We start from the raw sequence: 22,718 nt of genomic DNA, 5'->3' as shown, positions 1-22,718 counted from the left end.
GGTTCCTGTCATGCCCCGCCCAAGGCGTCGAGCTTCAATTGGATGGACGAGCGCAGATCCGTGGCCGGATCCAGCTTGTCGAGCGCTTCCTTGTAGGCGGCGCGCGCCTCGTCACGCTTGCCCTGCGCGATCAGCACGTCGCCGCGGCGGTCGGCGAACAACGCCGCGAAGGCGTCCGGGCGCGATGCACTCAACTGCTTGAGGGCGTCGTCGTAGGCCTTCTCGTCGAGCAGCAAGCCGGCCAGCCGCAGGCGCGCAACCGGCACCAGGGCGTCGTCCTTGCTGCGGTCGACGACCCACTGCAGCTGCGCCTTGGCCGAACGGGCGTCGCCCGCCTTGGCGTAGGCGCTCGACGCGATCAGCGCGGCGCGCGGGGCATAGGCACTACGGCCGAAATTTTCCAGGATGGTTCCTGCGCTGTCTTTCACGCGAGCAATGTCGCCCGCGTCGGCCGCTTTTTCCAGCACTTCGAATTGCGCCATGGCCTGCGCGGCGTCGCGGCGCTGATACCAGTTCCAGCCGTTCCATGCGGCGGCGGCCAGCAGGCACACCGCCACGATGCCGAGAATGGCGGTGCCGTACTTGGCCCACCATGCCTTCAGCGATTCAATCTGTTCCTGTTCTTCTAAATCGTAGGCCATGCATGCCCCGGTTAATGTCAATGGCAGAGAACGCAGACCTGCCGTAAAGGGCGGCCTGCGCGATGTCAGTGCGGGAGGTTACCGGATTCCGCCAACTCCCGCGAAGTGGAGTGCGCCGCCATGCCACCCGCACCGGGCGGACAGAAGCGGCGGCGCGTCAGTCCGGATCGGTCTGCGACAGTTCGGCAATGATCACGTCGACCAGCGCCGCCAGCGGCACGCGGCGCTGGTTGACGGCGGCTTCGCGGCGCAACGCCTTCAGGCTGGCTTCGTTGGCGGCGATCTCGTCGTCGCCCAGAATGACCGCAAATTCGGCGCCGCTGGCGTCGGCGCGCTTCATTTGCGACTTGAAGCTGGGACTGCCTGCATGCAGGATCACGTCGAGCCCGGCGTCACGCAGCGTTTCGGCGACCGCGGCGGCCCGGCGCGCGCCGGCTTCGCCCTGGTGGATCACGTAGACGTCGCATTCCGGCGTGGGTTCGACCGTGACGCCTTGCGTCCACAAGTCCAGCAGGCGTTCCATGCCGATGGCGAAACCCACCGCCGGCGCCGGCTTGCCGCCCAGCAAATGGATCAGGCCGTCGTACCGGCCGCCGCCGCACACGGTGCCCTGCGCGCCGAGGCGGTCGGTCACCCACTCGAATACGGTCAGGTTGTAGTAGTCCAGGCCACGCACCAGACGCGGGTTGATGCGATAGGCCACCCCCGCGTCGTCCAGGCGTTGCTTGACGCCCTCGAAGTGCGCCAGGGACTCGGGACCCAGGAAGTCCAGCAGGCGCGGCGCGCCGTCGGCCATGGATTGCAGGGCGGGATTCTTGGTATCCAGGACGCGCAGCGGATTGGTGTACAGGCGGCGCTTGCCGTCGTCATCCAGCTGATCCTGGAAGCCTTCCAGGTAGGTGATCAGCGCCTGGCGATGGGCCAGGCGTTCGTCAGCCGATCCCAGCGAATTGATTTCGAGGCGGATGTCCGTCAGGCCCAAGGTGCGCCAGAGCCGCGCCAGCATCAGGATCAGTTCGACATCGATATCGGGACCGGCGAAACCCAGCGCCTCGACGTCGATCTGGTGAAACTGACGGTAGCGGCCGCGCTGCGGACGCTCGTGGCGGAATACCGGACCAATTGCGAACACGCGCTGCGGACGTTCATAGATCAGGTTGTGCTCGACCGTGGCGCGGACCATGCCGGCGGTGAACTCGGGCCGCATCGTCAGGGATTCGCCGTTCAGGCTGTCGGTAAAGCTGTACATCTCTTTCTCGACGATGTCGGTGACTTCTCCGATGCCGCGCGTGAACAGCCGCGTGTGCTCGAGCACCGGCGTGCGCAGGCTGCGATAGCCATAGCTGCGCAGCCAGTCGCGAACCAGCGCTTCAAGCTTGTCCCACTGCGCCGAATCGCCCGGCAGGATGTCGTTCATGCCGCGGATCGCGGAAAGTTTCTGGAAAGTATCTGCCATGGTGTCTTGTTGTTGATATCGCGGTAAGCACCGCGTTCAGGCGTCCAAGGTGTCCGGCGTGGCCGAGGCCGCCGCGCCATATCGGCGGCTGACGTAGTCTTCGACCAGGGCCTGGAATTCTTCGGCAATGTGATCGCCCTTGAGCGTCATGCTGCGTTCGCCGTCGATGTACACCGGGGCGATGGGTTGTTCGCCGGACCCTGGCAGGCTGATGCCGATGTCGGCAAACTTGCTTTCGCCGGGGCCATTGACCACACAGCCCATCACGGCCACGTGCAGCGATTCCACGCCGGGGTAACGCGAACGCCACACAGGCATCTGGGCGCGCAGATAGCCCTGGATGCTGGCGGCCAGTTCCTGGAACACGGTGCTGCTGGTGCGGCCGCAACCTGGGCAGGCCACCACCACCGGCGCAAAGGCGCGCAAACCCAGGCTTTGCAGGATTTCCTGCGCGACGACGACCTCGGTGCTGCGGTCGCCGTTAGGTTCCGGCGTCAACGACACCCGGATCGTGTCGCCGATACCCTGCTGCAGCAGGATGCCCATGGCCGCCGTGGACGCCACGATCCCCTTGCTGCCCATGCCGGCCTCGGTGAGCCCCAGGTGCAGCGGGTAGTCGCAGCGCGCGCTCAGATCGCGATACACGGCGATCAGGTCTTGCGCGTTGCTGACCTTGCAGGACAGGATGATGCGGTCCGCCGGCATGCCCAGGCTTTCTGCGCGCTGGGCGTTCTCGATCGCCGACACGACCAGGGCGTCGCGCATGACGGCGCCGGCTTCCCACGGCGCGGCGCGGCGGGCGTTGTCGTCCATCATCCGGGCCAGCAGGTCCTGGTCCAGGCTGCCCCAGTTGACGCCGATACGCACGGGCTTGTCATGGCGGTTCGCCACATCGATCATCTGGGCGAAATTGTCGTCGCGGCGCTTGCCGGTCCCCATGTTGCCGGGGTTGATCCGGTATTTGGACAAGGCCTGCGCGCAATCGGGGTACTGCGTCAGCAGCTTGTGACCGTTGTAGTGGAAATCGCCCACAAGGGGGACGTACACGCCCATGCGGTCAAGCTGTTCACGGATGGCCGGCACTTCCTTCGCGGCTTCGGCCGTGTTGACCGTGATGCGCACCACTTCGGAGCCAGCCAGGGCCAGCGCCTTGACCTGGATCGCCGTGGCGATGGCGTCGGCCGTGTCGGTGTTCGTCATGGACTGGACGACCACGGGCGCTCCACCCCCACCGCGACGACGTTGCCGTCCCAGCGGATATGGACCTGGCGGGTGGCGCGGCGTGGCGCCGGACCCGCGGGAAACGGCGCCGCGGCGGTGTCGGCGGTGACGACAGACAAAGGATCGTAAGGGCTCTGCATGGTACGAAGGCGGATTCTCAGTTCAGCGTCATGCGGGCGACGTTGTCGCGGCGGGCCGAGCTCATGTCGAGCGGCGCGCGGCGCCACTGGGCGTCCACGCCCTTGACGTTGCCGATCACGATGCGCAGCGGCGCGGCGGAAGCTTCGACCGACACGTCGGTGTTGGGGGGACGATCTGGGAAATGGCGACCGTGCCGTTGGCGCGGCGCACTTCGACCCAGCTGGCTTCGCGCGTGCGGATGACCAGGCCATCGGCGTTGGCGGCGGCAGGCGCGGCAGCGGCGGCCGGTTCGGGCGTGGGGGCGGGCGGTGCCACCGGGGCGGCGGCAACGGGCGGCGCCGGCGTGCCCGGCGTCACGCCCAGGGGTTCGTTGGATCCCGTCGGGGTGGTGTTGGGCGGCGCCACCGATTCGGTCGATTCGGTGACCGGCGCCACCGGCGCCAGGGCCGTGGTCGACGGTTTGGGCGTGCCCGTCAGGACCGACAAGGCGCCCTGCTGGGTCAGCGCGTACGCCACCAGGCCGATGGCCAACAGCAGCATGAACCCGCCAATGATCCAGGGCGCGGGGCGCTTGCGTCCCGCCTTGGGCCAGGCGCGCCCGCCGGATTGGGCCAGCGGGCTCGACAAGGACGAAGCCTGGGCCAGCGACACGGGGTCGCCGGTTTCCAGACGCGGGCCCATGGCCTGCAGCAGGGGTTCAGCGGGAATGTCGAGCACACGCGCATAGTTGCGCACGAAGCCGCGCAGGGACATGCCGTGCGGCAGATCGCTCCAGCGTTCGTCTTCCAGCGCCGCGATCTGGCGCACGCCGAATTTCAGCCGGATCGACACTTCGTCCTGCGACCAGCCGCGCCGCTCGCGCGCCTCGCGAAGCATCGCGCCAGCCGACGTGGCCGTACTGCTTGCACCCATGGCTGCCGCGTCGTTTGCACCGGTCATTGCGCCCTGCCCTTCACTCATTCATGCACCTCGACAATACGGCCGAACCGGCTGTCGGCGGCCATTCTTTCCTTGAAGCGGGTGCGGTCCTTGACCTCGCCCGCCAGTTGCCCGCACGCGGCATCGATGTCGTCGCCGCGCGTCTTGCGCACGGTGGTGACGATGCCCGCATCCATCAGCCGCTGCGCGAAAAGGCGCACCCGAGCAGGGGGCGAGCGCTTCAGGCCGGACAGGGCGAAGGGGTTGAACGGAATCAGATTGAACTTGCACGACACCTGCTGCGCGATGTCGATGAGCTGGTCCGCATGTTCGTCGGCATCGTTGATGCCGTCGAGCATGATGTATTCGAACGTGATGAAATCGCGCGGCGCGAAGGCAAGGTAGCGCTGACAGGCGGCAATCAGCTCGCGCAGCGGGTACTTGCGGTTCAGAGGCACGAGATCGTCACGCAATGCGTCGTTCGGCGCGTGCAGCGACACAGCCAGGGCCACCGGGCAGTCCTGCGACAGCCGATCCATCATGGGCACGACACCCGACGTGGACAGCGTGACGCGGCGCCGCGACAGGCCATAGGCATTGTCGTCCAGCATCAGCTTGAGTGCCTGGACGGTCGGCTCGTAATTCAGCAGCGGTTCGCCCATGCCCATCATGACGACGTTGCTGATGACACGATGGTCGGTGTTGGCCGTCGGAACGATGCCGCCACCCGCCAGCCCGGGGGACCCTTGCGCACCGGCGTGAACCACGCGCGCGCCCTGCCCGTCGGCTTCGATGGTGCGGCGGGCCAGCCACAACTGGCCGATGATTTCATCAACGGTCAGGTTGCGATTGAAGCCCTGGTGGCCAGTCGAACAGAACCGGCAGGCCACCGCGCAGCCCGCTTGCGTGGAAATGCAGAGCGTGCCACGGTCATCTTCGGGAATGAATACGGTTTCAACGGCATTACCGTTGCCCACGTCCAGCAGCCATTTGCGCGTGCCATCGGAAGACTTCTGAGCGGTAATGACGGAAGGCGCCCGAACCTCGCATCGGTCCGCCAGCGTGGCGCGGAAGGACTTTGCGAGGTCGGTCATCTCGTCGAATTCGGCCACGCCGCGCTGGTGGATCCAGCGCTGCAACTGCTTGGCGCGAAACGGCTTGTCGCCCCACTGCCCCACCATGGACGCGAGCGAGCCGCCGTCCAGGCCAAGCAGATTGATCCGCTTGGCTGGGTCGGGCGACGTCGGGCTGGCGGGGGTTACTGTCGAGACATCGGTCATCTCAACCTCCAGGTTGGGCAGGGAGCTAGGCAAATCAACGGCTGTGGATCTCGAGTTCCGGGAAGAAGAACGCGATTTCGACCTTCGCGGTTTCCGGGGCGTCGGAGCCGTGCACGGCGTTGGCATCGATGCTGTCGGCGAAGTCAGCACGGATCGTGCCCTTCTCGGCCTTCTTGGGATCGGTTGCGCCCATCAGGTCGCGGTTCTTCAGAATGGCGCCTTCGCCTTCCAGGGCCTGCACGAACACAGGGCCGGAGATCATGAAGTCGACCAGGTCCTTGAAGAAAGGACGGGCGGCGTGCACGGCGTAGAAACGCTCGGCGTCGGCGCGCGACAGTTGCACCAGGCGGGCTGCGACAACGCGCAGGCCGGCGGTTTCAAAACGGGAAACGATCTGGCCAATGACGTTCTTAGCAACGGCATCCGGCTTGATGATCGAAAGGGTACGCTCGATAGCCATCAAAAACTCCAATAAAAACAGATACTTTGGGGTGAAACTAACCTTAAATTGTATCATGGGGACACGACGATACGTCGGTTCCTGCACACAGGATGCCGTGCGGATGTGTCACGGCGTATGCCGCCCCGGTCGCGGCCGCCCGCAACGGGAACCCTGGTGCATACTCTGTGTCTCATACCTATCAGCCCGTTCGCGGGGTTGTTCGAGCAAAAGACCATCAAGGAGTCGCTCAAAATGAACGAGAGTCGTACCACTACCTTCAATCGTGCCGGGGCTGCGCCCGGTGCGGTCGTGCGCAACCGAGTGCTGCGCAATACCTACTGGCTGCTTGCGGCCTCCCTGGTGCCTACTGTCCTGGGCGCCTACATCGGCATGGCGACCGGCCTGGCGTCGGTCATGGGCCGTAGCCCCGGCATTACCGCCATCCTGTTCCTGGTCGGCGCGTTCGGCCTGATGTTCGCCATTGAAAAGAACAAGGAAAGCGGTGTGGGCGTCGGCCTGCTGCTGCTGTTCACGTTCTTCATGGGATTGATGCTGTCCCGCATGATAGGTTTCGTGATGGGCTTCAGCAACGGCGCCACGCTGGTCATGACGGCGTTTGGCGGAACGGCGGCGGTGTTCGGCACCATGGCGGTTCTGTCCACCACCATCAAACGTGACCTGTCGGGCATGGCCAAGTGGTTGATGGTCGGCGCGGTCGTGCTGATCCTGGCGAGCCTGGCCAACATCTTCCTGCAGTTGCCGGCGCTGATGCTGACCGTGTCCGTCATGGCCATCGTCATTTTCTCGGCATTCATGCTGGTGGACCTGCAGCGGGTCGTGAACGGCGGCGAGACGAACTATGTGTCGGCCACCCTGGCAATCTACCTGGACGTCTATAACGTCTTTGCCAACCTGCTTGCGCTGCTGGGCATTTTCGGCGGCAGCCGCGAGTAAACGGTGAGTAGGGCTCCGGTTTGAGACCCGGAGCAGTTGGAAGGGCCTGTGCCGCAGCGCATAGGCCTTTTTTATGCCTGCGCGCCAGGATGCCCGAGGTCGAACACCGCAATCGATTCCACGTGCCCGGTATGCGGAAACATGTTGATCACGCCGGCCTTGCTCAGGATATACCCGCCCTCCTTCACGAGCACGTCGGCGTCGCGCGCGAGCGTGGCCGGATTGCACGACACGTACACGATGCGGCGCGGCCGATCGTCACCCAGTTCCGCCAGCGCCCGCGAGACGGCCAGCGCGCCGTCGCGCGGCGGGTCGATCAGCATGCGGTCGAAGCGGCCCAGGCTGCGCAACCACTTGGCGTCGACTTCGAACAGGTTCAGGGTCGAAAACGATGTCTTGCCTTCCAGCCCATGGCGCCGGGCGGCGTCCAGCGCCCGCTCGGTCAACGCGGCGCTGCCCTCCACGCCCACGGCCTCGCGGCAACGCGTGGCCAATGCCAGCGTGAAGTTGCCCAGTCCGCAGAACAGGTCGGCCACGCGATCGGTCGGTTCGGGAGCCAGCAGGGTCAAGGCCCGCGACACCAGGGTGCGATTGATTGCGTGGTTGACTTGCGTGAAGTCGGTAGGCTTGAACGGCATGCGCAGACCGAATTCCGGCAGCGTGTAGGCGAGGCCTTCCAGGTCATCGCGCACCAGCGGGTGGACGGTTTCCGGGCCTCCCGGCTGCAGCCACCAGTGGATATCATGCTTGGCCGCGAAGTTGCGCAGCAATTGGATATCCGACTCGATCAGCGGAACCATATGGCGCAGCACCAGCGCCGTCTGCTGATCCCCCACCGCCAGCTCGATCTGCGGAATCTTCTTGCGCGAGCGCATGTTGATCAGCAGGAAGCGCAGCGGCATCAACAGGGCCGACACATGCGGCGGCAAGGTGTGGCATTCGCGCATGTCCGCTATGTGGCTGCCTTTACGCGAACGGAAGCCGACTCGCATGCCGTTCTTTTCGGGCAGATAGCGCACCGACAGACGCGCGCGGAAGCGGTAGCCCCAGGTCGGGCCGTGGATGGGGGCCAGGACTTCCTGGGGCGACAGCTTGCCGATATGCGCAAAATTGTCTTCCAACACCCGCTGCTTGACCGCGACTTGCGCGCGCGCGTCCAGATGCTGGACGGCGCAGCCACCGCATTCGTCCACATGCGGGCAGCGCGGCACGACTCGCATGGCCGATTCACGCACCAGGCGGGTGACCTGGGCAATTTCATAAGACGACTTGTTCTGCAGCGTCTTGACGGTAACGCGTTCGCCAGGTAAGGCGCCGTCGATGAAAATGACTTTCCCGTCCCGGCGCGCGATGCCGCGCCCGTCCAGATCGAGCGACTCGATGGTCAGGACGGCGTTCGGATCGCGGGGAGCGGCGTCGGCGGGCAGTGCATCGCCGGGGGGACAGGATGCGTCGGGAAGAGCGTGACTCATGACTTGAGCGGGTGACACCAGAAAAGAAAGGAGGATCCGCTTCAGCCACGGCGCGGCGCGGGCCACGCATCCAGATATTGGTACCAGTGGGGCTCGTCGATGCCTTCAAGCGTCGTACGGACCAGGGCGACTTCGGCGTCGTATTGCGCCTTGGTCAGCTCGCCGCGCATGAAGCGGAAGCGGCAGTATACGAGCCAGGTGTTCACCACGTCGGTTTCGCAGTAACCGCGCACTTCGTCTGCATCGCCATTGCGCCACGCATGCCAGACCTGGCTGCCATCCATGCCAAGCTTGCCGGGAAAGCCGCACAGCTTGGCGAGTTCGTCCAGCGGCGCGTTGGCGCGGCCGTTGTACTTGGCCAGCAGGTCCATCAGGTCGATGTGCCGGTTGTGGTATCGGCTGATGTAGTTGCTGTACTTGAAGTCGCGGTCGTCTTCACCCATTTCCCAGTAGCGGGACGCCTGCACGCCCTGAATCAGGGCGCGGTAGTGCAGCACGGGCAGATCGAAACCCGAGCCGTTCCAGCTGACCAGTTGCGGCGTGTAGCGTTCGATCGTTTTATAGAAGCCGTCGATCAGCTTGGCTTCGGGATCCTCTGCCTTGCCAATGCATTTGACGCGAAATCCTTCGTCGTCGCGAAAGGCGCAGCCCACTACCGCAATCTTTTGCAGATGCAGCGGCAGGAAGTCATGGCCCACCGCTTCGCGCCGCGCCGTAAAGGCGCGTTCGGCGACCTCTTCGTCGCCCACTTCCGGCCCCCAGCCATTCAGGGCACGCAGGCCGTCCACATCGGGAATCGTTTCGAGGTCGAATACCAGAATAGGCGTCATGGTTCAGCGCGACGGCAGAAAGCCGGATGGGTCCACGGGCTTGCCCTGGCGGCGGATCTCGAAATGCAGGCGCGGCGATTCCGCATCCGTCTGGCCCAGCTCGGCAATCTTCTGGCCTCGTCTCACGGACTGCCCTTCCTTGACCATCATGGCGCGGTTGTGCGCGTAAGCGGACAGGTAGGTATTGTTGTGCTTGAGGATGATGAGGTTGCCGTAGCCCCGCAGGCCGCTGCCGCTGTAGACCACCTTGCCATCAGCCGCGGCCAGGATCGGATCGCCCGGCGTGCCGGCGATGTCCAGGCCCTTGTTGCGGGTTTCGTTGAAGTTTTCGATGACCTTGCCCCCTGCCGGCCAGGCCCAGTCGATGCGATCGCCGGGCGCATCCGACGGCTTGGCCGCGGTTGCGGGTGGCGCAGGCACGGTGGGCGGCGTGGGCACCACCACGGCAGCCGGTGGCGTGGCCGGGGTAGCGGGCGCGGGCGTGCCCAGCGGACGCGGGGCGATCGGCGCCGGACCGGCAATGGGCGCGGTCTGGGCAACGCCTGTGTCGTTTTGCGCCACCACGGGCGGCGCCGAGCCGGGGCGGCGCACGCGCAGCACCTGCCCGACGCGCAACTGGTTGGCGTCTTCCAGCGCGCTCCACTGGGCAATGTCACGCCAGTCCTGACCGTGATCCAGCGCGATCTGGTAGAGCGTGTCGCCGCGTTTGACCACATAGGTTTCGGCGTCCGACACCGGGCGGCCGTCGGGCGTCGTGCCCGGTGTGGAAGCCGACGCGCCGGTGGTGGCGGTCGTGCTGCGCGCAGGCGTCGTGCGATCCACGACCGACACCGTACGGGGCGTGGTCGTGCAGGCCGTCAGGGCGAGCGCGCCGAGAGCCAGCATGGCGCCGCGCCGCAACGCCTGCCCCCAGGGCACGGGCGCCAGGGCGAACATGTCGTCCTTGCCTGCCATCCGGCCCTTTTGCAACGTCACACCTGGCGTGCGCCCATTCAGCATCCCGCATCTCCTATGCATTACAACAATACCCCTGGTTGCAGGGGCACGAAACGCACGGGCTCAAGCTCGGTTCTGACCCAGCTTTGCGCACCCGTGCGCTCAATCATGACAAGCCGCTGCCGGGCGCCGCCTTCGGGCGCGATGAGCCGCGCGCCGATGGCGAGCTGACTCAGCAACGCGTCCGGGATCGACAGACCCGCCGCAGCGACAACGATGGCATCGAACGGCGCGGCGCTGGGAACGCCCAGCATGCCGTCGCCGAATACCAGCCGCACATGCGGCAAACGAAACGGACGCAGCCGGGTCCGCGCAAGCTCATGCAGCGCCCGGATGCGTTCGATCGTGTAAACCTCTTTGGCGACACCCGCCAGGACCGCGGCCTGGTAACCGCACCCTGTACCGACCTCCAGGACCTTGCCCAGTTCCTTGCCGTTGCGCGCCGCCGCGATCATACGCGCCACGATCCAGGGCTGCGAAATGGTCTGGCCATGGCCAATCGGCAGCGCCGCGTCTTCGTAGGCGCGGCTGGCCAGCGCTTCGTCGACGAAACGGTGGCGCGCGATGGCCTGCACGGCCGCCAGCACCCGTTCGTCGGTAATGCCTTGCACCCGCAGCCTTGCCACCAGCGCGTTGCGCATGCGCTCGGAATTCAGGCCAAGATTATCGTCCTGGCGCGGCGGCGTGGTGATGGGCGCCGTGCGCTGTGGCACCGTGATCGCCACCGCCGTGCGCGGATTGCCGATGCGGGTATTGCTGTTGAACGCCCGCGCGACTGCGTCGGGGCGGCCGACCGACGCCGGCAGTGGCGTGCGCGTCAGCGCCGGGCGGCCCGTGGTGACGCGGGTGTTGCTGTTGGTTGGCGTGACCTTGACGGGCGCGGCGACGGCTGGTCTGCGCGTGTCCATCTCGCGGCCATCGGACGCACGATTGCCCGCAGGACGCGAGGTGTCGCGATCGTTCGGGCCGGGCGCCATTCCCGGCGAGTTCAGCGGTTTGCGCCGGTCCATTCGGGCGTGGCCCAATTGGTGGCGGCCCACTCGCGCACGGCAGGCATCTGTTCGGCGTGGGTCAGGTCAAAACGCAGCGGTGTAATCGATACGGCCCCGTCCGCGCAGGCATGGAAGTCGGTGCCCGGCGTGGCGTCGGCGGCCTTGCCGGCCGGGCCGATCCAATACACCGGTTCCCCATAGGGCGTGGCGGATTTGACGACCGGCTCGGATGGGTGGCGTTTGCCCAGGCGCGTGACACGGGGCGGCAGCAGTTCGATCAGGGGCCGGTTAGGAATGTTGACGTTGAGCAGCACGGGCGACGGCAGCGGATTGGCCACGAACTGTTCGACCACCCGCCGGGCGACGGCGGCCGCGGCATCCAGATGGGTCCAGCCCTTCTGCACCTGGGAGAACGCAATGGAGGGAATGCCGAACAGATAGCCTTCGGTGGCGGCGGCGACCGTGCCGGAATACAGGGTGTCTTCCCCCATGTTCTGACCGTCGTTGATACCGGAGACGATCAGGTCGGGCCGGCGGTCCAGCAACCCGGTCAGGGCAACGTGGACGCAGTCGGACGGCGTGCCGTTGACGTACATGAAGCCGCTGGCCGCCTTGCGCACCGACAGCGGCCGGTCCAGCGTCAGGGAGTTGGACGACCCGCTGCGGTTGGTTTCGGGTGCAACGACGATCAGTTCTGCAAGAGGACGCAGTGCGTCCACCAGTGCCGCCAGGCCAGGGGCAAAGTACCCGTCATCATTCGAAACCAGGATCAGCATGTCATCCATCAACTAAAAAGCCCGCCAGGCAATCCCCGCGGGCTTGAATCATGTACCGGCCCGCTCTCGATACACGCCGGGGAGCCCGCCGACGAGGGACGATTGTACATGAGGGTATCGTCCTAACGGTGGATAACGCCACACTTGCGGGCATGCGCGCGACATGTCATCAGCATGCGCGCCACACGCTGGCCAGCCAGGGTTGCTGCTCGCGCGGCAGGCCCGCCGGACGATAGTAATGATCGATTTCGGCAAAGCCAGCGGCGGTCACCAGCGACCGCCAGCGCTCCAGGTCGTGATAGGCGCCATAGCGGCCGCGGTTCCAGCCTTCTTCGTTGTTGCCACGCGGGTTGGACGTGAACAGCACGCCGCGGGGCCTGAGCGTGGCGCGCAGTTCGTTGAGCACGCGCGGCAATTCCTGGCTTGGCACGTGGAACAGCACGGCGTTGGCGAAGATGCCGTCGAACTGCGCCGCGGGCAGGTCGAGCGCCAGCAGGTCCTGATGCCAGACCTCGCACCCCGAATCGGTGCGCGCCATGTCCACGAATTGCGGTGCGCCGTCAAGGCCGACCGCCCGATGCCCCAGGGCGGTGAATGTGCGCAGATCCCGGCCCGGGCCGCAACCGATATCCAGAATGTCGTAAGGCGCCTCGCCGTTGATTGCCGACAGCAAGGCATGGATGTTCTGGGACACGTCGTGGTCGCGGGTTCCCTCGCGAAAAGGCTCGGCGGACGCGCTGTAGTGCGCGAGGGTGCGTGCCGCAATCGCGGCGAGCTCGTCGGGTGCCAAAGGCATGATCGGACTCCGGATGTCAGTTGGCGTCATGGTAGACGGTATGGCAAGCGCGCACCGCATCGGTGCCACCCAACCGGTTTACGGGGTCGCCGGCGCACCAACTCGGGGCCGAATCACCCACGCCAGCATGGCACAGCGCTTGCTTAGAAAGGTTTGGTTTCATTTACTGGACGATCTCCACCATGAAGTTCCTCTCGCTCCTCACCAGCGTTTCCGCTGCCGCCCTGCTCGCCCACGCGCCGGTCCACGCGCAAGCGGCCCTTGATAACGTCATGAGCAAGAAGGTCATCCACATTGCCGTGCCAACCGACTACCCGCCCTATGGGTACGTGGGTCCGGACCTGAAACCCATCGGTCTCGACGTCGAGATGGCTACCCTGATCGCACAGAAGCTGGGCGTCAAGCTCGACCTGGTGCCGGTCACCAGCGCCAACCGCATTCCTTACCTTCAGACCAAGAAGGCCGACCTGGTGATTTCGACCCTTGGCAAGAATGCCGAACGCGAGAAGGTCATCGATTTCACGGCGGCCTACTCGCCCTTCTTCCAGGCCGTGTTCGGCCCGAAGAGCATTACGGTCAAGACGCCGGCGGACCTGGTGGGCAAGACGGTCGCCGTGACGCGCGGCGCGATGGAAGACCAGGAACTGACCAAGCTCGCGCCCGCGGGCGTGGACATCAAACGGTTTGAAGACAACAACGTGACCGCATCGGCCTACGTGGCCGGGCAGACGCAACTGGTGGCGATCGGCGCCGCCGTGGCCGGCACCATCATGCAGAAGAATCCCCAGACCAACACCGAATACAAGCTGTTGATCAAGGATTCGCCGAACTTCATCGGCATTGCCAAGGGCGAAGACAAGCTGCGCGCCAAGGTGAACGAGATCATCCTGGCCGCCAAGGCCGATGGCACCCTCGACAAGATGTCGCAGAAGTGGCTGGGCCGCCCGGCCGGCACCCTGCCTGAATAAGGCGGTCCGCTTCCCCTCGCTCGACCCCGCCGGCCGCCGATCGCGCGTCCGGCTTTTTCTTTCATCGAGCCGCTTTGGGGCTTTTCCATGAACATAACCTTTGATTTTGCCGCGGTGCTCGTGGACTGGCGGCTGTTGCTGCTCGGCACCCTGATGACGATCAAGCTGACGGCGATCGCCACCGTGCTGGGCGGCCTGGTCGGCGTCAGCGCCGCCTGGGCGCGCTCGCAGGGCCCGGTGTGGCTGCGGCCGCTGGTTGGCGCCTATGTCGAGCTGATCCGCAACACGCCGTTCATCGTGCAGCTGTTTTTCATCTTCTTCGGCCTGCCCGCGCTGGGGCTCAAGCTGTCAGCCGAAATGGCCAGCATCATTGCCATGACGCTGAACCTGGGCGCCTATGCCACCGAAATCGTACGCGCGGGCATCGAATCGACGCCGCGCGGCCAGATCGAGGCCGCGCAAAGCCTGGCCATGAATCGCTGGCAGATCTTCACCCGGGTGGTCATGCCGCCCGCGCTGTCACGCGTGTGGCCGGCGCTGGTCAGCCAGATCATCATCGTGATGCTGGGATCGGCCGTGTGCGGGCAGATCTCGACCGAAGAATTGTCCTTGGTCGCCAACCTGATCCAGAGCCGAAACTTCCGTGCGTTCGAGGCCTTCATCGTCGCCACCGCGATCTATCTTGTGCTTTCCATCGTGTTGCGCCGGCTGCTGAACTGGTTCGGCCCGCGCTTCCTGTTCAACCGCTAAGGACACCCCATGATCGAATTCTCGTTATGGGACATCGTGCGCAACCTGCTGCTGGCCGTGCGCTGGACCGTGGTCCTGTCCGTCATCGCGTTCGTGGGCGGCGGCATTCTGGGCATGGTGCTGCTGGTGCTGCGCCTGGCCAAGGTGCCTGGCGCGCAGCGCGGCGTGGCGCTTTTCGTGCAGGTCTTCCAGGGCACGCCGTTGCTGATGCAACTGTTCCTGGCGTATTTCGGCATTGCGCTGTTCGGCGTCGACACGTCGGCCTGGACGGCCGCGGCGCTGGCCCTGACCCTGCACGCGTCGGCGTATCTGACCGAAATCTGGCGCGGCTGCGTCAACGCCATACCGAAGGGCCAATGGGAAGCATCGAGCAGCCTGGCCATGAACCTGAAAGAACAACTGATGCACATCATCCTGCCGCAGGCTGGCCGCATCGCCATCGCGCCAACGGTCGGTTTCATGGTGCAGGTCGTCAAGGGCACGGCCCTGGCGTCGGTGATCGGCTTCATCGAGCTGACCAAGGCCGGATCCATGATCGCCAATGCGACGTTCAAGCCCTTTCTGGTCTTCAGCTGCGTCGGTCTGATGTACTTCTGCCTCTGCTATCCCATCTCGGCCTGGAGCCGCCGACTGGAAAGGAAATTAAATCATGCCAACCGTTAATTCCGCCCCCGCGGTCACTTCCACGCCTGGCGCTGCTCCGTACGCCCTGGTCGACATCCGCGGTCTGCGCAAGCGCTTTGGCAGCAATGAGGTCCTGAAAGGCATCGACCTGCAGATCGGCCGGCGCGAAGTGGTCTGCATTATCGGCAAGAGCGGATCGGGCAAAAGCACCCTGCTCCGCTGCATCAACGGCCTGGAAGTGTTCCAGGAGGGCAGCCTGACCGTGGATGGCCAGGCGCTTCGGCACAACGACACGCAGGCCATGCGCGAACTGCGCCAGCAGGTCGGCATGGTGTTCCAGAACTTCAATCTGTTTCCCCACCTGTCGGCCGGGCAGAACGTCATGCTCGCGCCGTCGCTAGTCAAGCGTCTGCCCAGGACCCCCGGTGAAGAACGCGCCCGCAAGCTGCTGGCACGGGTCGGCCTGGCGGAAAAGTTCGACGCCTACCCGGACCAGTTGTCGGGCGGGCAGCAGCAACGGGTGGCGATCGCCCGTGCGCTGGCCATGGAACCCGCCGTGCTTTTGTGCGACGAGATCACCTCGGCGCTGGACCCTGAGCTGGTGGGCGAAGTGCTGCAGGTGGTGGAGTCGCTGGCCGCCGACGGCATGACGCTGATCATGGTGACCCACGAAATGAACTTTGCGCGCAAGGTCAGCGATCGCGTGATCTTCATGCATCAAGGCAAGGTGCACGAATCGGGTCCCCCGTCGGAACTGTTTGGCAATCCGCAGACGCCGGAACTCAAGCAATTCCTGTCGTCGCTGCATACCTGATCCGCTGGAGCCGACCCGGGGCCCCGCTGCGTTGCCGCAGGCGGCGCCCGGGCGGGCGGCGGTGGGCGATCAACCCATGGTCTGGCCATGGGCTGGCGTCCATTCGCGGAGCGCCGAGCAACATCTCTTGCACATTCGCGTGACCTGCTTACCTCGATCGTCCCTAGACTGTGCCGAACACCTATCGGCTGCCGGGCGTCCCGCCATGCCATCTTCGAGGAAGCATTCATGTTCGCACCCAAGATACTTATTGCATCCCTGACGCTGGCCAGCCTGGTGGCGTGCGGCGACATGGCCCGCCTTCACGTGTCGGACGGCTACGGCCCCAACCCGCAATTGCCGGCGCCGACCAAAACCCTGATTCCGACCGTGAACGTTGCCAAGGCGGTGGGATGGCCGGAGGGCGCCACGCCGCACGCCGCGGCCGGCACGGCCGTCAATGCCTTTGCCGACAAGCTGGACCACCCACGCTGGATCTACCTGCTGCCCAACGGCGACGTGCTGGTGGCGGAAACGAACGGACCCGAAAAGAAGCCATCCGGCATCAAGGCCTGGGTGCAGAGCAAGGTCATGGCGCGGGCCGGCGCCAAAGCGCCGAGCGCCAATCGCATCACCTTGCTGCGCGACACCAACGGCGACGGCGTGGCGGATCAGCGCAGCGTGTTCCTGCAAGGACTGTTTTCCCCGTTCGGCATGGCGCTGATCGGCGACACCTTCTACGTGGCCAATGCCGATGCCGTGTTGCGTTTTCCGTATCAGCCGGGCGCCACGACTATCACTGCGCCGGGTGTCAAGGTGACGGACCTGCCAGGGGGTTGAATCACCACTGGACCAAAAACCTGATCGCCTCCAAAGACGGCAAGAAGCTGTATGCCACCGTGGGCTCGAACAGCAACGTGGGCGAGAACGGCATGGACATCGAAGAGGGCCGCGCCGCGATCTGGGAGATCGATGTGGCAAGCGGCCAGAAGCGCCTGTTCGGATCCGGCCTGCGCAACCCCAATGGCATGGCCTGGGCGCCAGGCACCAATGTGCTGTGGACGGCCGTGAACGAACGGGACGAGATCGGCAGTGATTTGGTGCCGGACTACCTGACCTCTGTGGTGGACGGCGGCCTTTACGGCTGGCCCTACAGCTATTTCGGCGCGAACGTGGACGGACGTGTGCAGCCGCCCCGCCCCGACCTGGTGGCCAAGGCCAGGGTGCCCGATTACGCCTTGGGGCCACACACCGCGTCGTTGGGGCTGGCCACGTCGACCGGCACGTCCTTGCCGGCATCCTTCAAGGAAGGCATGTTCATTGGCCAGCACGGCTCATGGAACCGCAAGCCATTCAGCGGCTACAAGGTCGTGTTCGTGCCGTTCGCCGGCGGCAAGCCCGCGGGTGCGCCGGTAGACGTGCTGACCGGCTTCTTGAGCGACAAGGAAGAAGCCCAGGGCCGCCCGGTGGGCGTCGCCCTGGACAAGCAAGGCGCATTGCTGGTGGCCGACGATGTCGGGAATGTCATCTGGCGCGTGACAGCGTCGCGGTAGCCGCCTACCCCTGCCCTAAGCCGGTCAAGCCCACCAGCGCGCCCGCCGCCAGTAGCCACAACGGGTGGATGCGCAGCCTGAACCCCGCGATGGCGACCACCGCCGTGATGACCCCCAACATCCATTCATGCGCGGTGGCCAGGGTGATCAGCGCCGCACTGGCCGCCACCAGGCCCACGGTCATGGGGACCAAGGCGGCCTGAACCTTGACGCGCCACGGCTTGTGCTTGAAACGTTCCCACGCATGCAGGGCCAGCCCGGTCACGATGGACGATGGCCCGAATTTGGCCAGCGTGGTCACCAGCACGCCGGGCCAGCCCGCGACGTGCCAGCCAACCAGTGTCACCACCATCATGTTCGGCCCAGGGGCCGCCTGCGCCAGCGCGAACATGGCGCTGAAATCCTGGGCCGACATCCACTGATGGACCTCGACTACCTGCCGCTGCATTTCAGGCAGGATGGTGTTGCCCCCACCAAAGGCCAGCAAGGACAGCTGCGTGAAGATGATGGCCAGCGAAACCAGCACCGGCGTCATTTCGCGGCCCGCCAAGTCACGGCCAGACTCAGCGGGACCAACACCGCCATGGTCGGCAACAGCGGTAATCTGAGCACTGCGATCGCGATGAAGAACAGACAGGCAATGACGATGGCAATCGGCTTGCGGCGGATGGGGACCGCGATCTTGAGCGCCGTCGAAATCAGCAAGCCGGCCGCGGCCGCGGCCAATCCGGCAAACATATGCTGCAGATGTGGGCCGTTGAAACGTGTGTAGATCGATCCCAGCGCGATCACGACGGCCGACGGCGCGGCAATGATCGCGAACAGGGAGGCCATCGCGCCGCGCGGACCATGGAACCTCATGCCGATGGCCACCGCCAGGTTAAGGATGTTTCCGCCCGGCAGGAATTGACAGAGGCCCAGCAGATCCGTGAATTCAGCCTCGTTCAACCAGCGCTTCTTTTCGACGACCAGGCGATGCGCGAGCGGCAAGACCCCGCCAAAACCTATCATGCCCAGACCAAGAAAGCCCAGGAACAGATCCATGACCGTGGGCGTTACCGTCACGTCGGCGGCTGGGGACGGAGGGGCGGCAGGCAAGGTGGGCGCAAGCATCGGAACGTCATCACAGGGTCATCAGGCTGTGCATGGTAGACCGTTGCGGACCGCAACCAAATCGATTTTTATACCGCTTCTATGTGATTTGCACTCACAAGCATGCAACGCAAACTTCCTCCTTTGCAGGCGCTCAAGGTCTTTGAATGCGCCGCTCGCCACGAACACTTTTCGCTTGCGGCCGAGGAGCTTCATGTCACGCATGGGGCGGTCAGCCGGCAGGTCGCGGTGCTGGAAGACTGGCTGGGCGTGCAGGTCTTCCATCGGCGTGGCAAGCGCGTTCAGCTCACAGATGACGGTCGCCGCTACCTGGCCACGGTGCAAGCCGCCTTCGACAGCGTGGCCGCTGCCAGCGCACGGCTGGCGGAGTCGGGCACGGTCCGCACCCTGCGAATCAACGCGCTTGCCACCTTCGCCATGCGCTGGCTGTTGCCGCGCCTCAGCCGCTTCCAGCGCTTGTACCCGGCCGTTGAATTGAAGCTAGCCACGTCCAACACCGCACTGACCGACGCCAGCGAAGTCTTCGACGTGGCCGTGCGCCGTGGACCCGGGCATTGGGCGAACTGCGATAGCCGTGAATTCATGCAGGAGACAGAAGTGCCGGTATGCAGTCCGGCATTGATGCTGCAATCACCCATTCGCGAGCCGGCAGACCTGCGTCACCATACGCTTCTGCACTCCGACACCCGGCCCGACGCCTGGCAGAAGTGGCTGGTGTCGGCCGGGCTGTCGCCGCAGGCTTTCGGCAAACGGCAGTTTTTCGACCATTACTACCTGGCGTTGCAGGCGGCGGCCGATGGGCTGGGGGTGGCGCTGGGGCCCCTTCCTTTGATCCGGGACGAGGTCGACAGCGGGCGGCTGGTGGTCGCGCTGCGCAAGCCCGATGTGCCGGCACGCAGTTATTGGTGGATCGTGCCGCGGCAGCATGCCGCGCAGCCGCTGGTGCGGGATTTCTGCAAGTGGCTGGAAGACGAGGCGAGGCGGGAGTGACGCGGCGTTGGCGTGGGCAGCGCCGCGGATGGCGGGTTTCGGATTGCGGATCGCTCCAGGCGATGAAGCCTGACCGCCACGCTCACAGAGCCGCCGGCTTGTATTGAGTGCAACTCCGTTGCACAATGGCCGACGATCATGCGCCTTGTTGCGCCCGCCGCCCTGAAACCCCCGTTCCCATGAAAGGAGTCGATACGATGTGGCAAGCCCTTGCCCGATGCGTACGACCTGGCATGAGACGGCGGCTCGGCGGCCGGACACCTGCCGGCCGACCTGCTTTCGGGTGGATGGCGATTGCCTTGCTGGTGCTGGTCATGCAGACGGCGGGCCTGGCGCACCGGATCCAGCATGGCGACGCCGCCATTCCTGGCGTCGCGGCAGCCTTGGCCATCGGTGCAGCGCAAGGCCTGGACGACGCTTCTGGCGATGCGTCGGGTGTCGCTCCGGCTTCCGCTCACCTCGGTCATTCCTGTGTCCTGTTCGACGGTGATGCGCTATTCGTTGGCGGCGCCTGCCTTCCCCTTCCCTGACGCCGCTGCGCGTCACCCAGCTCGCGCCGCGGTCCTTCGCTGCGCTGCCGGTCGACCTGGCGCCCCTGCGCGCCTTCCACTCCCGCGCCCCGCCGCGCGGTGGACTGTCGTCCTAGCCTGAGCTGTGCCGGTGGCGCGTTGCCGCCGGCGTCGATTTCTGTCCAGGAACCCTGCGCGTGCGTCACGCGAACCGGTTCCGGCACCCTTCAAGCCTGCCATGAACGTTCCTTCGATTTCCCGTCGTGCACGCCGCGTCGCCCACGGCGCTGCCCGCCTGACTCCCCGCGCCGCGGCGGTGGCCCTGCTCTCCCTGCCGTATGCCGCCCACGCGCAAAACGCCGCCCCGGCAGCTACCGCAACCCCCGCCGTCCGCCCGACTCCCGCGCCGCCCACAACGGACACCACCGCCGCCCCCGCCTCCTCCGCCGTCACCCTGCGCGGCATCGTCGTCACCGGCAACCCGCTGGGCAGCGACCTGAACGACATGGTCACCCCTGTCTCCACGCTGGAAGGCGACGAACTCACGCTCCGCCGGGCCAGCACGCTTGGCGAAACGTTGAACGACCTGCCGGGCGTGTCTTCCAGCTATTTCGGCCCGAACGCCAGCCGTCCGGTCATTCGCGGGCTGGATGGCGACCGCATCCGCATCCTGCAGAACGGCGGCACCTCGCTCGATGCGTCCGCGCTGTCCTACGACCACGCCTTGCCGATCGACCCGCTGGCCGTCGATCGTGTCGAGGTCGTGCGCGGGCCGGCGGCGCTGCTGTACGGCGGCACGGCCATAGGCGGCGTCGTCAACGTCATCACCAACCGCATTCCCAAAGAGCCGATCAACGGCGTGCATGGCGCGGTCGATGCACGCGCCGGTGGCGCCGATGCGGAACGAGGCGGCAGCGCCATGGTGGAAGCAGGCAACGGCCAATTTGCATTGCACGCCGATGCCTTCGATCGCCACACCAGCAACCTGCACATTCCCGGCTTTGCGCGCAGCGAACGCCTGCGCAACGCCAACCCCCTGCCCGATGGCGAAACCGAAGCCAGGGGCCGCCTGCCCAACAGCAGCGCGCGGCAGCAGGGCGGATCGCTGGGCGGCGCCTACACGTGGGCCGACGGATACCTGGGTGCAAGCTACACGGGCTACCGCAGCAACTACGGTACGGTCGCCGAAGAAGACGTGCGCATCGACATGAAGCAGGACAATCTGGCGCTGGAAGGCGAAGCCCGCAACCTGGGCTGGGGCATCGTCGAAACCGTGCGGAGCAAAATCAATTTCTCGGATTACGAGCACAAGGAAATCGAAAACGGCGAGACCGGCACGACCTTCAAGAACCGCGGCTGGGATGCGCGATTCGAAGCGCAGCACCGGCCCATCGGCAAGATGAAAGGCGTCATCGGCGCGGAGTTCGGCCAGAAGAAGTTTTCGGCCTTGGGGGAAGAGGCTTTCGTGCCGTCGACCGAGACCGACAACGCCGGCCTGTTCATTCTTGAAGAATTGCCGCTGACAGGCAACGAAGATCTCAAGTTGAGCCTGGGCGGCCGCATGGACCACACCCGCGTCAAAGCCAAGTCCGGCGACAACGAACGCTTTGCCGACGCCAGCCGCAGCTTCACGACCGGCAGCGCGTCGGCCGGCCTGGTCTACAAGCTCGATCCGGCCTACAGCCTGGTGTCCAACCTGGCCTATACCGAACGCGCGCCCACCTTCTACGAACTGTTTGCCAACGGCCCGCACCTTGCCACGGGGTCCTACGAGATCGGCGACTCCAACGCCAGAAAGGAAAAAGCCACGTCGCTGGATCTGGGCATGCGCTTTGGCCAGGGCCCAAGCACGGCAAACGTGTCGGCCTACTACAGCCGGTTTGCCAACTACCTGGCGCTGGGCACGACGGGGGTGCTGCGGGACGAAGAAGGCGCGGTGGTCGGTGCCGATGGCCTGCCGGAATACCGCTACGCCGGCGTGCCCGCCGTGTTGTACGGCATTGAAGCCGAAGGCAAGACCCGGGTGGCGCAGCAGCTGCTGACAGGCGCCGACACGCTGGATGTGTCTTTGCGGGGCGACGTGGTGCGCGGCAAGAACCGCGACACGGGCGAAGCGCTGCCACGGCTCGCGCCATGGCGGCTGGGCGCCTCGTTGATCTATGGATCCGGACCCTGGGGCGCCCGTGCGGACGTCTCCTACGTCGCGCGTCAGACGCACGTGCCCGTGGCCGATACTGCCACCGACAGCTACACCCTGCTGGGCGCCTCGTTCAGCTATCGCTTCAAGTGGTCCGGACTGAATTCGCTGGCCTATGTCAGGCTGGACAATCTGACCAACGAGACCGCGCGCACGGCAACGTCGGTGTTGCGCGACATTGCACCGCTGGGGGCGCAGCGTGAAGGTCGGCCTGCGGACGACCTTCTGATCATGACTCGGTGAACGGCAACTGCGGCGCCATCGGCATGCGCTACTCTTGATGCATCCGATCATCGTCCAAGGCGC

General features: G+C 65.5%; 21 protein-coding genes and 3 pseudogenes. 9 read left to right on the top strand and 15 right to left on the bottom strand.

The window, feature by feature from the left end; genetic code table 11:
• Positions 1-8: 8 nt before the first annotated feature.
• From ACNANG_RS24680 to ndk, 7 genes and pseudogenes are all read right to left on the bottom strand, one after another.
• The gene (locus tag ACNANG_RS24680; RefSeq protein ID WP_420225245.1) at positions 9-641 is read right to left on the bottom strand and encodes a YfgM family protein; all 633 of its coding nucleotides are present in this window, start codon (positions 639-641) and stop codon (positions 9-11) included.
• A gap of 157 nt (positions 642-798) precedes the next feature.
• Entirely contained in the window at positions 799-2,097 is a 1,299-nt protein-coding gene (gene hisS / locus ACNANG_RS24675) for a histidine--tRNA ligase (protein WP_420225244.1), read from the bottom strand.
• A gap of 36 nt (positions 2,098-2,133) precedes the next feature.
• Positions 2,134-3,458 (bottom strand): annotated as a pseudogene (ispG, locus tag ACNANG_RS24670) (flavodoxin-dependent (E)-4-hydroxy-3-methylbut-2-enyl-diphosphate synthase).
• A 17-nt stretch (positions 3,459-3,475) separates the two neighbouring features.
• Complete coding sequence (locus ACNANG_RS24665) at positions 3,476-3,613, bottom strand: RodZ domain-containing protein (protein ID WP_420225243.1); 138 nt, start codon at positions 3,611-3,613, stop codon at positions 3,476-3,478.
• Positions 3,574-4,419, bottom strand: a complete 846-nt coding sequence (locus tag ACNANG_RS24660; protein ID WP_420225242.1) for a helix-turn-helix domain-containing protein — start codon at positions 4,417-4,419, stop codon at positions 3,574-3,576. The genes ACNANG_RS24665 and ACNANG_RS24660 overlap by 40 nt, the downstream gene beginning before the upstream one ends.
• A complete protein-coding gene (gene rlmN, locus ACNANG_RS24655; protein WP_420225241.1) occupies positions 4,416-5,657 on the bottom strand; it encodes a 23S rRNA (adenine(2503)-C(2))-methyltransferase RlmN in 1,242 nt (413 codons plus the stop codon). Before rlmN ends, ACNANG_RS24660 begins: the two co-directional genes overlap by 4 nt.
• A 34-nt stretch (positions 5,658-5,691) precedes the next feature.
• Positions 5,692-6,117 carry a nucleoside-diphosphate kinase gene (gene ndk / locus ACNANG_RS24650; protein ID WP_179588729.1) on the bottom strand — a complete coding sequence of 142 codons (426 nt, stop codon included), beginning with the start codon at positions 6,115-6,117 and terminating at the stop codon, positions 5,692-5,694.
• 234 nt (positions 6,118-6,351) lie between these two features.
• Between ndk and ACNANG_RS24645 the strand changes: the two genes are divergently transcribed.
• On the top strand, positions 6,352-7,053 hold the full coding sequence (locus ACNANG_RS24645; RefSeq protein WP_420225240.1) for a Bax inhibitor-1/YccA family protein: 702 nt from the start codon (positions 6,352-6,354) through the stop codon (positions 7,051-7,053).
• A gap of 71 nt (positions 7,054-7,124) precedes the next feature.
• Here the strand turns inward: ACNANG_RS24645 and rlmD are convergent, their stop codons facing one another.
• From rlmD to ACNANG_RS24615, 6 genes are all read right to left on the bottom strand, one after another.
• Complete coding sequence (gene rlmD, locus ACNANG_RS24640) at positions 7,125-8,525, bottom strand: 23S rRNA (uracil(1939)-C(5))-methyltransferase RlmD (RefSeq protein ID WP_420225239.1); 1,401 nt, start codon at positions 8,523-8,525, stop codon at positions 7,125-7,127.
• A 41-nt stretch (positions 8,526-8,566) separates the two neighbouring features.
• On the bottom strand, positions 8,567-9,355 hold the full coding sequence (locus ACNANG_RS24635) for a 3'-5' exonuclease (RefSeq protein WP_420225238.1): 789 nt from the start codon (positions 9,353-9,355) through the stop codon (positions 8,567-8,569).
• A gap of 3 nt (positions 9,356-9,358) precedes the next feature.
• Positions 9,359-10,291, bottom strand: coding sequence for a peptidoglycan DD-metalloendopeptidase family protein (locus ACNANG_RS24630; protein WP_420227654.1), 933 nt, complete (start codon positions 10,289-10,291; stop codon positions 9,359-9,361).
• Between the two features lie 80 nt (positions 10,292-10,371).
• Positions 10,372-11,076 (bottom strand): protein-L-isoaspartate(D-aspartate) O-methyltransferase, encoded by a 705-nt coding sequence (locus tag ACNANG_RS24625; RefSeq protein WP_420227653.1) that lies wholly within the window; start codon positions 11,074-11,076, stop codon positions 10,372-10,374.
• A 263-nt stretch (positions 11,077-11,339) separates the two neighbouring features.
• Positions 11,340-12,119, bottom strand: coding sequence for a 5'/3'-nucleotidase SurE (gene surE, locus ACNANG_RS24620; protein ID WP_420225236.1), 780 nt, complete (start codon positions 12,117-12,119; stop codon positions 11,340-11,342).
• A 169-nt stretch (positions 12,120-12,288) separates the two neighbouring features.
• Positions 12,289-12,915: a class I SAM-dependent methyltransferase gene (locus ACNANG_RS24615; RefSeq protein WP_420225234.1), complete on the bottom strand. Its 627-nt coding sequence runs from the start codon at positions 12,913-12,915 to the stop codon at positions 12,289-12,291.
• 182 nt (positions 12,916-13,097) lie between these two features.
• Between ACNANG_RS24615 and ACNANG_RS24610 the strand changes: the two genes are divergently transcribed.
• The 5 genes and pseudogenes from ACNANG_RS24610 to ACNANG_RS24590 all read left to right on the top strand — a co-directional run bounded on the left by ACNANG_RS24610 (position 13,098) and on the right by ACNANG_RS24590 (position 17,603).
• Entirely contained in the window at positions 13,098-13,883 is a 786-nt protein-coding gene (locus tag ACNANG_RS24610; RefSeq protein WP_420225233.1) for a transporter substrate-binding domain-containing protein, read from the top strand.
• An 87-nt stretch (positions 13,884-13,970) separates the two neighbouring features.
• Complete coding sequence (locus tag ACNANG_RS24605; RefSeq protein WP_420225232.1) at positions 13,971-14,633, top strand: amino acid ABC transporter permease; 663 nt, start codon at positions 13,971-13,973, stop codon at positions 14,631-14,633.
• A gap of 9 nt (positions 14,634-14,642) precedes the next feature.
• Positions 14,643-15,296 (top strand): amino acid ABC transporter permease, encoded by a 654-nt coding sequence (locus tag ACNANG_RS24600; protein ID WP_420225231.1) that lies wholly within the window; start codon positions 14,643-14,645, stop codon positions 15,294-15,296.
• Complete coding sequence (locus tag ACNANG_RS24595) at positions 15,283-16,071, top strand: amino acid ABC transporter ATP-binding protein (RefSeq protein ID WP_420225230.1); 789 nt, start codon at positions 15,283-15,285, stop codon at positions 16,069-16,071. Before ACNANG_RS24600 ends, ACNANG_RS24595 begins: the two co-directional genes overlap by 14 nt.
• 228 nt (positions 16,072-16,299) lie before the next feature.
• A pseudogene (locus ACNANG_RS24590) lies at positions 16,300-17,603 on the top strand (PQQ-dependent sugar dehydrogenase).
• Between the two features lie 4 nt (positions 17,604-17,607).
• Here the strand turns inward: ACNANG_RS24590 and ACNANG_RS24585 are convergent.
• The gene (locus tag ACNANG_RS24585) at positions 17,608-18,138 is read right to left on the bottom strand and encodes a chromate transporter (protein WP_420227652.1); all 531 of its coding nucleotides are present in this window, start codon (positions 18,136-18,138) and stop codon (positions 17,608-17,610) included.
• A complete protein-coding gene (locus ACNANG_RS24580) occupies positions 18,135-18,716 on the bottom strand; it encodes a chromate transporter (RefSeq protein ID WP_420225229.1) in 582 nt (193 codons plus the stop codon). Before ACNANG_RS24580 ends, ACNANG_RS24585 begins: the two co-directional genes overlap by 4 nt.
• Positions 18,717-18,818: 102 nt before the next feature.
• Between ACNANG_RS24580 and ACNANG_RS24575 the strand changes: the two genes are divergently transcribed.
• From ACNANG_RS24575 to ACNANG_RS24565, 3 genes and pseudogenes are all read left to right on the top strand, one after another.
• Positions 18,819-19,706, top strand: coding sequence for a transcriptional regulator GcvA (locus ACNANG_RS24575; protein ID WP_420225227.1), 888 nt, complete (start codon positions 18,819-18,821; stop codon positions 19,704-19,706).
• A gap of 233 nt (positions 19,707-19,939) precedes the next feature.
• Positions 19,940-20,236 carry a hypothetical protein gene (locus tag ACNANG_RS24570; protein WP_420225225.1) on the top strand — a complete coding sequence of 99 codons (297 nt, stop codon included), beginning with the start codon at positions 19,940-19,942 and terminating at the stop codon, positions 20,234-20,236.
• A 217-nt stretch (positions 20,237-20,453) separates the two neighbouring features.
• A pseudogene (locus tag ACNANG_RS24565) lies at positions 20,454-22,641 on the top strand (TonB-dependent receptor).
• Positions 22,642-22,718: the final 77 nt, after the last annotated feature.

It is taken from the genome of Pigmentiphaga litoralis (assembly GCF_048632615.1).
GTDB classification, from domain to species: domain Bacteria; phylum Pseudomonadota; class Gammaproteobacteria; order Burkholderiales; family Burkholderiaceae_B; genus Pigmentiphaga; species Pigmentiphaga litoralis_B.
The sequence above is the reverse complement of the archived record's forward strand: the minus strand, read 5'-3'. Positions and strand labels throughout refer to the sequence as shown.